Raw genomic sequence first — 12,468 nt, 5'->3', positions numbered from 1 at the left:
TCCGGACACTCGCTATCGATCACGATTATTTAATATCCCTGCAGGTGGAGCCGCACTTTTAATATGTGCTATTTTAATTAGCGCTGTAAAATCATTCATTCGTAAATTTTATCAATAGTTTCAAATGCAGAGCATTTATAAATATATGGTTAGGGAGAACCTTTTATGGCTATAAGTATTAAGGGCGTTAATACCGGCGTTATTCGTCAAAAGAATGAATTTGTTGCTTTGGCATTAAAGATAAAAGAGCCAAGAAATAAGGAGTCGTTGTTTTTTCTTTCTCCGCTTGGGCTAAGAGACTTGCTTATTGCTCTGGAAAGCAGGCTATCCACCAAACATCAACTAAGCGAAGACAAGCGTGTGCAGTATGAGAAAGAATGCGAGAAAGCCAGCAAAAAGATGCACGAAAACATTCCGTTAATTCAGGAAGATGAGCTAAAAAATGCGGATATTAACCTTCGCATAGATTCACTGACGTTAGTGGATGATAAAGGGGAAAACTTAGCATTTTCTCTGACGCTACATGACGGGAAAAAAGATGAATTACTGGTTAATGAATTACAGATTCAGGTGTTGGCGCATGCAATTATTCATGCAATAAATAATGCTGGCATGCGGGATTTAGCGCTACGAATTACATCGCTGCTGGATTTCCTACCGCTGTACGATGTAGATTGCCAGCAAAACGACAATCTGGAATACGACTCTTATACACAACCCGAATGGAAACATAACCTGTTTAATCATTATCTGGCGATTATTTACCGCTATACGGATGATAAAGGAAAAGCCCATTTCTGTGGTTCGGTAGTAAAAACTCGCGCCGCTTCCGGCAGCAAAGAGGCCGAAGCCATTACTCGCCGCCTGCTCGATTTCAGCCCACGGCTGAAAAAACTTGCCGGTGTACCGTGCCAGGTATTTATCAGAACGTTGACGGGTGATAAGACGCAAAAGCTCAATCAGGATCAGTGCCTGCGCGCACTGCATCATTTACGCGTTCAGTCTGCACATAAGACTCAGAATGCCTGATGGCGCTGCGCTTATCAGGCCTACGATTGCATGAGTCTGTCCAGGCCACTTTATTACACAAAATCATTCAATCTGCATCGCGGCGGCAAACGAAGAAAATCCCCAGGAGCATAGATAACTATGTGACTGGGGTTTCACAGCGCAGCCAACAAAGAGGCTGGTTGAAGGATGAAGTGTAATCAGTTAGGGCACTTATAAACCTGTCCAATCATCTCACTGGCGGTAGGAACAAAGCTGGACAGCATTCCCTGCGATGGGCTGCTGACGCCATAAATCACGTTACCGCCCATTGCCGCAGCCTGGTTACGCAGATCGTTTGCTGCGCCACGCATTGAGCCGCCCTCTTCGCCGTGCTGGCCAGAAAGCCAGTTGCTTTGCTTACCGGTTGCCGTGCCTATCAGTTGGCACTCTGCGCCAGGCTTGTCTTCGACAAAGCGTACGCTTTGCCCGGCTGAACTCAGTTCGTTGCTGGAGCTACAACCCGCCATCAGTAGCGCGGCACCAACGATCCCTGCTAAATATTTCACGTGCATGTCATTCCCCATGATCAATTAGTTGGACGTTATGTCCGTAGCTGAATCATATACTAAAAAGATGACCAAAAGAAAAACCCCCGGACATTTCTGCCCAGGGGTTTCTCAATTCTGAGAGGTTCAGAACAACATGATTACATCATGCCGCCCATTCCACCCATGCCGCCCATACCACCAGCAGCACCTAAGTCAGGTGCATCGCCTTTCGGCAGGTCGGTAACCATGCACTCGGTGGTGATCATCAGACCCGCAACAGAAGCCGCGTACTGCAGAGCAGAACGAGTTACTTTGGTTGGATCCAGGATACCCATGTCGATCATGTTGCCGTATTCTTCAGTTGCAGCGTTGTAACCGTAGTTACCGTCACCGGCTTTCACGGTGTTAGCCACTACAGACGGCTCTTCGCCGCAGTTCAGTACGATTTGACGCAGTGGGGATTCCATTGCGCGCAGCGCAACTTTGATACCTACGTTCTGGTCTTCGTTCTGACCTTTCAGGCCGGCAATTTTAGACGCTACGCGAATCAGCGCAACGCCACCACCAGCAACCACGCCTTCTTCTACCGCAGCACGGGTAGCGTGCAGGGCATCTTCAACGCGGGCTTTCTTCTCTTTCATTTCAACTTCAGTCGCAGCACCAACTTTGATAACCGCAACGCCGCCTGCCAGTTTCGCTACGCGCTCCTGCAGTTTTTCACGGTCATAGTCGGAAGTTGCTTCTTCGATCTGCTGACGAATCTGAGTCACGCGACCCTGGATTGCAGCTTCGTCGCCCACGCCATCGATGATGGTGGTGGTATCTTTGTTGATAACAACGCGTTTCGCCTGGCCCAGATCTTCCAGAGTTGCTTTTTCCAGCTCCATACCGATCTCTTCAGAGATAACGGTACCACCGGTCAGGGTAGCGATATCCTGCAGCATTGCTTTACGACGATCGCCGAAGCCAGGTGCTTTAACCGCAGCGACTTTCACGATACCGCGCATGGTGTTAACAACCAGAGTTGCCAGCGCTTCGCCTTCAACATCTTCAGCGATGATCAGCAGCGGTTTGCCTGCTTTCGCTACAGCTTCCAGAACCGGCAGCATTTCGCGGATGTTGGAGATTTTCTTGTCAGCCAGCAGGATGAACGGGCTTTCCAGTTCTACTGCGCCAGTTTCCGGCTTGTTGATGAAGTAAGGAGACAGGTAGCCACGGTCGAACTGCATACCTTCAACCACGTCCAGTTCGTCCTGCAGACCGGTACCGTCTTCAACGGTGATCACGCCTTCTTTACCGACTTTGTCCATCGCTTCAGCGATCAGTTTACCTACGGTTTCGTCGGAGTTAGCGGAGATGGTACCAACCTGAGCAATAGCTTTAGAGTCGGAGCACGGTACGGACAGTGCTTTCAGTTCTTCAACAGCAGCAGCGACAGCTTTGTCGATACCACGTTTCAGATCCATCGGGTTCATGCCCGCAGCAACGGCTTTCAGGCCTTCAGTGATGATGGACTGAGCCAGTACGGTTGCGGTGGTGGTACCGTCACCTGCAGCGTCGTTCGCTTTAGAGGCAACTTCTTTCACCATCTGCGCACCCATGTTTTCGAACTTGTCTTCCAGTTCGATTTCACGTGCTACGGAAACACCATCTTTAGTGATGGTCGGTGCACCGAAAGATTTATCCAGAACTACGTTACGGCCTTTTGGACCGAGGGTAACTTTCACTGCATCTGCCAGTACGTTTACGCCGCGCAGCATTTTCACACGAGCGTCGTTACCGAATTTTACGTCTTTAGCTGCCATTTTCTCTTTCCCTTAAATTCGTATGTTCAGTGTCGTTCGCGGATTAGGCTTCAACAATTGCCAGGATGTCGCTTTCAGACATGATCAACACTTCTTCATTGTCGATCTTCTCAGATTTAACACCGTAGCCATCGTTGAAAATAACGATATCGCCGACTTTCACGTCCAGCGGCTGTACGGTACCGTTGTCCAGGATGCGACCCTTACCGACAGCGATGATTTCGCCACGAGTTGATTTACCTGCTGCAGAACCAGTCAGTACGATGCCGCCAGCAGATTTGGATTCAACTTCTTTACGTTTGACGATCACACGATCATGTAACGGACGAATACTCATTGATAGCTCTCCTTTGAGAAAGTCTTTATCAGTTATGGGTGACGCCGGCCCGTAAACGGTTTCCCGGCTAGTGACCAGAGAGATGGGGATGGGGTTTTGTGCCTTCAAGGGGGCAAGCGAAAAAAATTTTTTATCAGCAGAAAATCCCGTCAAAACGCCGACACACCTCACATTTCATAACGATTTCAGTCACGTCGTCATAAGCAAATCTGATTGTGATACCATCAAAAATCTGCGCTATAGCCCGGTCAACGGGCATAAACGGATAACAACTTATGAGTGGACTGAAACAAGAGCTGGGACTGGCTCAGGGCATTGGCCTGTTGTCGACATCATTGTTAGGTACAGGCGTTTTTGCCGTCCCCGCGCTGGCCGCACTGGTTGCGGGCAACAACAGCCTGTGGGCATGGCCGGTGCTGATTGTTTTGGTCTTTCCGGTGGCGATTGTCTTCGCCGTACTGGGTCGTCATTTCCCCAGCGCAGGCGGTGTGGCGCATTTTGTCGGCATGGCCTTTGGTTCACGACTGGAGCGCGTCACCGGATGGCTATTTTTGTCGGTCATTCCTGTCGGCTTGCCTGCGGCATTGCACATCGCCGCCGGATTCGGTCAGGCGATGTTTGGCTGGCATGACGAGCAGCTTCTGCTGGCTGAGCTGGGTACGCTGGCATTGGTTTGGTACATCGGCTCCCGCGGCGCAAGCTCAAGCGCTAATCTGCAAACGGTCATTGCCGGACTGATTGTTGCCCTCGTTGTTGCTATCTGGTGGGCGGGCGATCTGAAACCAGGTGAAATACCCTTCCCTGCAATTAGCGATATTGAACTCCCCGGTCTGTTCGCCGCGCTGTCGGTGATGTTCTGGTGTTTTGTTGGCCTCGAAGCGTTTGCTCACCTGGCGTCTGAATTCAAAAATCCGGAACGAGACTTCCCACGCGCGCTGATGATTGGCCTGCTGCTGGCTGGATCTGTTTATTGGGCATGCACCGTCGTCGTTCTCCATTTTGGTGCCTACGGCGAGCAAATGGCCGCCGCAGCATCGCTGCCAGAAATCGTCGTGCAACTGTTTGGTGTACAGGCACTGTGGGTCGCCTGCATCATTGGTTATTTGGCCTGTTTTGCCAGCCTCAACATTTATATTCAAAGTTTCGCTCGACTGGTCTGGTCGCAAGCGCAGTATAAGCCTGAGAGTTATCTGGCTCGTCTGTCCCCCCGCCACCTTCCGCGCAATGCGCTAAACGCCGTATTGGGCTGCTGCGTAGTCAGTACTCTGTGCATCTATATGCTGCAAATCAATCTCGATGCGTTAATCGTCTACGCCAACGGCATCTTTATTATGATTTATTTGCTGTGCATGTTGGCGGGTTGTCGATTACTGAAAGGGCATTACCGCGCACTGGCGGTCATTGGTGGTCTGCTGTGCCTACTACTACTGGCAATGGTCGGCTGGAAGAGTTTGTACGCGTTGATTATGCTGGCAGGGCTGTGGCTGTTTTTACCCCGCAGGCCGGATAAAGCAACGTTGACGCCATCATCCGGCCTATAAACACTTTTGCCGGATGGCGCTAACGCTTATCCGGCCTACATACTGAGGCTTAATCCCGACGATCGTCTTTATGTTCGATGCTGTCGCGCTTGTCATCCTTGCGCTGAAATTCACCATCAAAAGTCTCACCGCCACCGGTTCCGGCGCTAAAACCACCGCCAGGCATACGCGAAAAACGTAAATGTGGCAGCAGTTTCATCGTTAGATGTTTTTGCACCGGGGGTAATAAAAGAAGAAGACCGAGGAAATCGGTGAAAAAACCAGGCAGTACCAACAGCAGACCGGCGATAATCAGCGATACACTTTTGATCATTTCTGCAGCCGGACTTTCACCAGCCGCCATTTTTTGTTGCATCAGTAAAAAGTTCTTAAATCCCTGATTACGAACCAGAGACATACCGATAACCGACGTAAAAATAACCAAAATCAGCGTCATCAGGACGCCCATCACATGGGCAACCTGAATAAAAATAGATATCTCTATGTAAACATAGAGAAAAATGGCAAGTAATGGTATCCAGCGCAAAGGGATCTCCTGTTAATAACAGCCGTTTTGTTCAACTTCTGTTCGAAAAATTATGTTAATCGCATCGATTTGATATTGTGGTGGTTAGCAAAATTTCAAGTGGCTTGTACACTAATATTTAGGGTTAATCACAAAGGGGTGATCCATTTCACAGAATAATAAATAAGGGGTAAATTCCACGCTTTAAGTGATCCAGATTACGGTAGAAATCCTTAACCAGCATATGATCTCGGGTATCAGACCGATGCAGGGGATAATCGTCGGTCGAGAAACAATCGAAATCACATATATCCTGTGTGTTTAGTCAAATCATTGGCAGCTTGAAAAAGAAGGTTCACATGTTAAACAACATTCGTATCGAAGAAGACTTGTTGGGTACCAGGGAAGTTCCAGCGGACGCCTACTACGGTGTCCACACTCTGAGAGCGATTGAAAACTTCTACATTAGCAACAGCAAAATCAGCGATATTCCTGAATTTGTTCGCGGTATGGTAATGGTTAAAAAGGCAGCGGCAATGGCCAACAAAGAGCTGCAAACCATTCCTAAGAGTGTGGCAAATGCCATCATCGCGGCGTGTGATGAAGTCCTGAATAACGGAAAATGCATGGATCAGTTCCCGGTAGACGTTTACCAGGGTGGTGCGGGTACCTCCGTCAACATGAACACCAACGAAGTTCTGGCCAATATCGGTCTGGAACTGATGGGTCACCAGAAAGGTGAATATCAGTACCTGAACCCGAACGACCACGTTAACAAATGTCAGTCTACCAACGATGCATACCCAACTGGCTTCCGTATCGCTGTATACGCATCCATCATCAAACTGATTGATGCACTGAACCAGCTGCGTGAAGGCTTTGAGAAAAAAGCCGATGAATTCCAGGACATCCTGAAAATGGGTCGTACCCAGCTGCAGGATGCTGTACCGATGACTCTCGGTCAGGAATTCCGTGCTTTCAGCGTACTGCTGAAAGAAGAAGTGAAAAACATTGGGCGTACCGCTGAGCTGCTGCTGGAAGTTAACCTCGGCGCAACAGCAATCGGTACTGGTCTGAACACGCCGAAAGAGTACTCTCCGCTGGCAGTACAGAAACTGGCTGAAGTCACTGGCTTCGCCTGTGTTCCGGCAGAAGACCTGATTGAAGCAACTTCTGACTGTGGCGCATACGTTATGGTGCACGGCGCACTGAAACGTCTGGCTGTGAAGATGTCCAAAATCTGTAACGACCTGCGTTTGCTCTCCTCTGGTCCGCGTGCGGGTCTGAACGAGATCAACCTGCCGGAACTGCAGGCTGGGTCTTCTATCATGCCAGCTAAAGTGAACCCGGTTGTTCCGGAAGTCGTAAACCAGGTTTGCTTCAAAGTCATCGGTAACGACATCACTGTCACCATGGCATCTGAAGCTGGTCAGCTGCAGCTGAACGTAATGGAGCCGGTCATTGGTCAGGCAATGTTTGAATCCATTCACATTCTGAGCAACGCTTGCTACAACCTGCTGGAAAAATGCGTTAGTGGTATCACTGCTAACAAAGAAGTCTGTGAAGCGTTTGTATTCAACTCCATCGGCATCGTTACTTACCTCAACCCGTTCATCGGTCACCACAACGGCGACATCGTCGGTAAAATTTGTGCCGAAACTGGTAAGAGCGTACGTGAAGTTGTCCTGGAACGCGGTCTGTTGACCGAGTCTGAACTGGACGATATCTTCTCTGCACAGAACCTGATGCACCCTGCTTATAAAGCAAAACGTTATACTGATGAAAGCGAACAGTAATCGTGTAGGGTAGTACCGGAGAAGGCACGTCATGATGACGTGCCTTTTTTCTTACTCGAAGTTACTTAAAAACAACAATTTAATATCAACTTGTTAAACAACAAGGAAGGCTAATATGATAGTTTTAGAACTTATCATCGTTTTGCTGGCAATCTTTTTAGGTGCCAGACTTGGGGGTATCGGTATTGGATTTGCAGGTGGGCTGGGTGTTCTGGTTCTTGCCGCTATCGGCGTAAAACCAGGTAATATTCCGTTCGATGTTATTTCCATTATCATGGCGGTTATCGCTGCTATCTCTGCCATGCAGATTGCCGGTGGTCTGGACTACCTGGTTCACCAAACTGAAAAACTGCTGCGTAAGAACCCGAAATACATCACGATCCTTGCACCTATCGTGACCTATTTCCTGACTATCTTTGCCGGTACTGGCAACATCTCTCTGGCAACGCTGCCAGTTATCGCTGAAGTTGCGAAGGAACAAGGTATCAAGCCTTGCCGTCCGCTCTCTACCGCAGTGGTTTCTGCACAGATTGCGATTACGGCTTCTCCAATCTCCGCAGCCGTGGTTTACATGTCTTCCGTCATGGAAGGTCATGGCATCAGCTACATTCACCTGCTGTCCGTGGTCATTCCGTCCACCCTGCTGGCCGTTCTGGTGATGTCCTTCCTGATCACCGCACTGTTCAACTCCAAACTGTCTGACGACCCGATTTATCGTAAGCGTCTGGAAGAAGGCCTGGTTGAACTGCGCGGTGAAAGACAAGTTGAAATCAAAGCTGGCGCGAAAACCTCCGTTTGGTTGTTCCTGCTGGGCGTGGTTTGCGTAGTTGTATACGCCATCATCAACAGCCCAAGCCTTGGCCTGGTCGCTAAACCGCTGATGAACACCACCAACGCAATCCTGATCATCATGCTGAGCGTCGCGACGCTGACCACGATCGTCTGCCGCGTTGAAACTGACTCTATCCTGAACTCCAGCACCTTCAAAGCCGGTATGAGCGCCTGTATTTGTATCCTGGGTGTTGCATGGCTGGGTGATACCTTCGTATCTCACAACATTGACTGGATCAAAGATACTGCAGGTAGCGTAATTCAGGGTCATCCGTGGCTGCTGGCGGTCATCTTCTTCTTTGCTTCCGCGCTGCTGTACTCTCAGGCTGCAACCGCTAAAGCACTGATGCCGATGGCTCTGGCTCTGAACGTTTCCCCACTGACGGCTGTTGCATCTTTCGCCGCTGTTTCTGGTCTGTTCATTCTGCCAACCTACCCAACTCTGGTTGCGGCGGTTCAAATGGATGACACCGGTACAACTCGCATCGGTAAATTCGTCTTTAACCATCCGTTCTTCATCCCAGGTACTCTGGGTGTGGTTCTGGCTGTCTGCTTCGGCTTCTTGCTGGGCAGCTTCATGCTGTAAGACTTTACTGCAGGGTGCCTTCGCGCCCTGCAGTTCCTCCTCCCCCCCCGCTTTAGCTAACATCCTTCCCTCGTCCGTTGTATAGTGACCATTCTTTTGCTGGTTACTCTGTTCTTTCGAGGTGTTTATGCTTGATGTAAAGAGTCAGGATATTTCCATCCCCGATACCGTTGTGGTGCTCTGTACCGCCCCGGATGAAGCAACCGCCCAGGATCTCGCCGCCAAAGTGCTGGCGGAAAAGCTGGCTGCCTGCGTGACCCTGCTACCCGGTGCGACCTCCCTCTACTATTGGGAAGGCAAACTGGAACAGGAATATGAAGTGCAGATGATTTTAAAAACCACCGTCACACACCAGCAAGCCCTTCTCGATTGCCTGAAGTCACATCATCCGTATCAAACGCCTGAACTTCTGGTTTTACCCGTCACTCACGGAGACTTTGATTACCGCTCATGGCTCAACGCATCCTTACGCTGATCCTGCTGCTGTGCAGCACATCTACCTTTGCTGGATTATTTGACGCGCCTGGCCGCTCGCAGTTTGTACCTGCCGATCGGGCGTTTGTTTTTGATTTTCAGCAAAACCAACACGATCTGAACCTCACATGGCAGGTTAAAGATGGCTATTATCTGTATCGCAAACAGATAAGCATTACGCCATCTCAGGCCGATATTGCCGAGATAAAACTGCCGCCAGGCGTCTGGCATGAAGATGAGTTTTACGGCAAAAGTGAGATTTACCGTAAACAGCTGACTATCCCGATCACGGTCAATCAGGCTAAGTCTGGCGCAACATTAACGATCACATACCAGGGCTGCGCCGACGCCGGATTTTGCTATCCACCAGAAACAAAAACGGTGCCATTAAGTGAAGTGTCTGCCGGTGCCGCGGCCTCCCCTGCGCCAGCCCCAGCCACTACAGATCCGCAAGAGAAACCGCAGCCCACGGCCCAACTTCCCTTTTCCGCACTGTGGGCATTGCTGATTGGAATTGGTATCGCGTTTACGCCTTGCGTACTGCCGATGTATCCGCTGATTTCCGGAATCGTACTGGGTGGCAAACAACGCTTATCAACCGGACGGGCACTGCTGCTGACGTTTATCTATGTCCAGGGGATGGCGCTCACCTATACCGCCCTGGGTCTGGTTGTTGCTGCCGCCGGTTTACAGTTCCAGGCTGCGCTTCAGCATCCCTACGTCCTGATTGGCCTTGCCGTCATCTTTACGCTGCTGGCTCTGTCGATGTTTGGCCTGTTCACACTGCAACTGCCTTCATCGCTGCAAACGCGCCTCACGCTAATGAGTAACCGCCAGCAAGGCGGAGCTCCCGGCAGCGTCTTTGCGATGGGGGCGATTGCTGGCCTCATCTGTTCTCCTTGCACAACGGCCCCGCTAAGCGCGATTTTGCTGTATATCGCTCAGAGCGGGAACATGTGGCTGGGAGGCGGCACGCTGTATCTGTACGCGCTGGGGATGGGATTACCTCTGATGCTGATTACCGTATTTGGCAATCGCCTGTTGCCTAAAAGCGGCCCATGGATGGAACATGTCAAAACCGCTTTTGGCTTTGTCATTCTGGCGCTTCCCGTCTTCTTACTCGAACGTATCGTTGGTGACGAGTGGGGCGTTCGCTTATGGTCACTGTTAGGCGTCGCGTTCTTTGGCTGGGCGTTCATTACCAGCCTGCAGGCAAAGCACGCCTGGATGCGTATCGTGCAGATTGTCCTGTTAGCCGCAGCACTGGTATGCGTGCGTCCACTGCAAGACTGGACGTTCGGCGCGCCGCATACTCAACCCCAGGCACACCTTAACTTCACGCCGGTGGCATCGGTAGATGCGTTAAATCAAGCGCTGGAGCAAGCTAAAGGCAGGCCAGTCATGCTGGATCTGTATGCCGACTGGTGTGTAGCCTGTAAGGAATTTGAAAAGTACACGTTCAGTAATCCGCAGGTTCAGCAAGCGCTAGGCAACACGGTGCTGTTGCAAGCGGATGTGACAGCAAACAATGCCCAGGATGTCGCTCTGCTGAAACATCTACAGGTTTTAGGTTTGCCGACTATCTTGTTCTTTGATGCCGAGGGAAAAGAGCATCCGGAGGCCCGGGTAACGGGTTTTATGGATGCCGCTACCTTCAGCGCACATTTGCGCGATCGCCAACCGTGAGCGACACTTGCAACAGGAAATACGGAGGAGAATACCGTGCAACGTGAAGATGTCCTGGGAGAAGCCCTGAAATTACTTGAGGTGCAAGGGATAGCCAATACCACGCTGGAAATGGTGGCCGAACGTATCGATTATCCTCTGGATGAACTGCAGCGCTTTTGGCCCGATAAAGAGGCCATTCTGTACGATGCGCTACGTTACCTCAGCCAGCGGGTGGATATCTGGCGGCGTCAGCTTTTGCTGGATGACACCCTGAGCGCTGAGCAGAAATTACTGGCGCGCTACACCGCACTGTCCGAATGCGTGAGCAATAATCGCTATCCCGGCTGTCTGTTCATCGCCGCCTGTACGTTTTACCCTGATCCCGGGCATCCGATCCATCAGTTAGCCGATCAGCAAAAAAAGGCAGCACATGACTTCACCCATGAACTGCTCACGACGCTGGAAGTTGACGACCCGGCAATGGTCGCCAAACAGATGGAACTGGTGCTGGAAGGCTGCCTGAGCCGCATGCTGGTTAATCGTAGTCATGCTGATGTCGAAACGGCACACCACCTGGCTGAAGATATCTTACGCTTTGCCCAGTGCCGAATGGGCGGTGCGCTGACCTAAGCGAGCATTATCTGTTTTAGCCGCATCTGTCGGGAAGATTTGTGCAAACTTCAGGCATAACCATGCAAATTGCCGCAATATTAAGCGGTTGAACAATGTTTCCAGAAATTTGATTGACTGACAGACGTGAATACGGTTTAATGCGCCCCGTTGCCCGGATAGCTCAGTCGGTAGAGCAGGGGATTGAAAATCCCCGTGTCCTTGGTTCGATTCCGAGTCCGGGCACCAATATTCATAAGGCCTCGCTGCAAAGCGGGGCTTTTTTCTTTTCTGGCTACGGTAGATTTCTGGTCGTTGCAACACGTTATTTGTTTGCTGGATTTCTCGCCATTTTCGCAGATGTTCGTTACTTTTAGACACCTCAACATCTTCTGATGTATTTTTTTCTTACCTCACAGCTACGGTCTCTCTACGGTCCTCTACGGTTCCTTTCTCTCAGATCATTCATAATGAAGTAGAAAACACGGGGGAAACGGGGAATTATCATTCTGCCTTAATCCGCTGTCCTTAACGTGATTTTGTCGCGGGGAATAAGGTGGGGAAATCCCCAATAGCAAGCGGGGAAACTTGGCAGCATACACTCTCCACCATTCACATGGGGATCTTCACCAGTCCGTCCACCTGCAACAAGCTCTTTTTTCCCTTTCACTTCTTACCTTTTCAGAATCCCCCGTTCTCCACGCCATCATAAAATGATTTATCCGTAAGCTAAACGTACTGGACTGTTAAACCTGAGTGTCCGCTGTGAGCGAAGAGG

General features: G+C 50.3%; 11 protein-coding genes and 1 tRNA gene. 8 read left to right on the top strand and 4 right to left on the bottom strand.

What is annotated here, in order from left to right; genetic code table 11:
• Positions 1–165: 165 nt before the first annotated feature.
• The gene (yjeJ, locus tag E6P06_RS06115; protein ID WP_087879107.1) at positions 166–1,029 is read left to right on the top strand and encodes a YjeJ family protein; all 864 of its coding nucleotides are present in this window, start codon (positions 166–168) and stop codon (positions 1,027–1,029) included.
• Positions 1,030–1,208: 179 nt separating this feature from the next.
• On the opposite strand, the gene E6P06_RS06110 is transcribed toward yjeJ, so the two are convergent.
• The 3 genes from E6P06_RS06110 to E6P06_RS06100 all read right to left on the bottom strand — a co-directional run bounded on the left by E6P06_RS06110 (position 1,209) and on the right by E6P06_RS06100 (position 3,680).
• Positions 1,209–1,562: a DUF4156 domain-containing protein gene (locus E6P06_RS06110; RefSeq protein ID WP_003025468.1), complete on the bottom strand. Its 354-nt coding sequence runs from the start codon at positions 1,560–1,562 to the stop codon at positions 1,209–1,211.
• A gap of 134 nt (positions 1,563–1,696) precedes the next feature.
• The gene (gene groL / locus E6P06_RS06105) at positions 1,697–3,343 is read right to left on the bottom strand and encodes a chaperonin GroEL (protein ID WP_003025464.1); all 1,647 of its coding nucleotides are present in this window, start codon (positions 3,341–3,343) and stop codon (positions 1,697–1,699) included.
• Between the two features lie 43 nt (positions 3,344–3,386).
• Positions 3,387–3,680, bottom strand: coding sequence for a co-chaperone GroES (locus E6P06_RS06100; protein ID WP_000027827.1), 294 nt, complete (start codon positions 3,678–3,680; stop codon positions 3,387–3,389).
• A 275-nt stretch (positions 3,681–3,955) separates the two neighbouring features.
• Between E6P06_RS06100 and yjeH the strand changes: the two genes are divergently transcribed.
• Entirely contained in the window at positions 3,956–5,221 is a 1,266-nt protein-coding gene (yjeH, locus tag E6P06_RS06095) for an L-methionine/branched-chain amino acid transporter (RefSeq protein WP_003844990.1), read from the top strand.
• A 49-nt stretch (positions 5,222–5,270) separates the two neighbouring features.
• Here the strand turns inward: yjeH and E6P06_RS06090 are convergent, their stop codons facing one another.
• Positions 5,271–5,747, bottom strand: a complete 477-nt coding sequence (locus tag E6P06_RS06090) for an FxsA family protein (protein WP_003025457.1) — start codon at positions 5,745–5,747, stop codon at positions 5,271–5,273.
• A 338-nt stretch (positions 5,748–6,085) separates the two neighbouring features.
• Between E6P06_RS06090 and aspA the strand changes: the two genes are divergently transcribed.
• From aspA to E6P06_RS06060, 6 genes are all read left to right on the top strand, one after another.
• Positions 6,086–7,522: an aspartate ammonia-lyase gene (aspA, locus tag E6P06_RS06085; protein ID WP_003025452.1), complete on the top strand. Its 1,437-nt coding sequence runs from the start codon at positions 6,086–6,088 to the stop codon at positions 7,520–7,522.
• A gap of 115 nt (positions 7,523–7,637) precedes the next feature.
• Complete coding sequence (gene dcuA, locus E6P06_RS06080; RefSeq protein ID WP_003025449.1) at positions 7,638–8,939, top strand: anaerobic C4-dicarboxylate transporter DcuA; 1,302 nt, start codon at positions 7,638–7,640, stop codon at positions 8,937–8,939.
• 127 nt (positions 8,940–9,066) lie between these two features.
• Complete coding sequence (gene cutA / locus E6P06_RS06075; protein ID WP_003025447.1) at positions 9,067–9,414, top strand: divalent cation tolerance protein CutA; 348 nt, start codon at positions 9,067–9,069, stop codon at positions 9,412–9,414.
• The gene (locus tag E6P06_RS06070; protein ID WP_121540680.1) at positions 9,390–11,099 is read left to right on the top strand and encodes a protein-disulfide reductase DsbD; all 1,710 of its coding nucleotides are present in this window, start codon (positions 9,390–9,392) and stop codon (positions 11,097–11,099) included. Before cutA ends, E6P06_RS06070 begins: the two co-directional genes overlap by 25 nt.
• A 36-nt stretch (positions 11,100–11,135) precedes the next feature.
• Complete coding sequence (locus E6P06_RS06065) at positions 11,136–11,711, top strand: transcriptional regulator (RefSeq protein ID WP_003025441.1); 576 nt, start codon at positions 11,136–11,138, stop codon at positions 11,709–11,711.
• A gap of 152 nt (positions 11,712–11,863) precedes the next feature.
• Positions 11,864–11,939 (top strand) — tRNA-Phe (locus E6P06_RS06060).
• Positions 11,940–12,468 lie beyond the last annotated feature (529 nt).

The organism is Citrobacter sp. CF971 (genome assembly GCF_006385635.1).
Taxonomy (GTDB): domain Bacteria; phylum Pseudomonadota; class Gammaproteobacteria; order Enterobacterales; family Enterobacteriaceae; genus Citrobacter; species Citrobacter freundii.
This window is presented reverse-complemented; position numbering and strand designations above follow the sequence as displayed.

Bases quoted from the DNA above. Each gene is read 5' to 3' on its own strand.
- yjeJ (WP_087879107.1), top strand. From the start codon at position 166: ATGGCTATAAGTATTAAGGGCGTTAATACCGGCGTTATTCGTCAAAAG.
- E6P06_RS06110 (WP_003025468.1), bottom strand. From the start codon at position 1,562: ATGCACGTGAAATATTTAGCAGGGATCGTTGGTGCCGCGCTACTGATG.
- groL (WP_003025464.1), bottom strand. From the start codon at position 3,343: ATGGCAGCTAAAGACGTAAAATTCGGTAACGACGCTCGTGTGAAAATG.
- E6P06_RS06100 (WP_000027827.1), bottom strand. From the start codon at position 3,680: ATGAGTATTCGTCCGTTACATGATCGTGTGATCGTCAAACGTAAAGAA.
- yjeH (WP_003844990.1), top strand. From the start codon at position 3,956: ATGAGTGGACTGAAACAAGAGCTGGGACTGGCTCAGGGCATTGGCCTG.
- aspA (WP_003025452.1), top strand. From the start codon at position 6,086: ATGTTAAACAACATTCGTATCGAAGAAGACTTGTTGGGTACCAGGGAA.
- dcuA (WP_003025449.1), top strand. From the start codon at position 7,638: ATGATAGTTTTAGAACTTATCATCGTTTTGCTGGCAATCTTTTTAGGT.
- cutA (WP_003025447.1), top strand. From the start codon at position 9,067: ATGCTTGATGTAAAGAGTCAGGATATTTCCATCCCCGATACCGTTGTG.
- E6P06_RS06070 (WP_121540680.1), top strand. From the start codon at position 9,390: ATGGCTCAACGCATCCTTACGCTGATCCTGCTGCTGTGCAGCACATCT.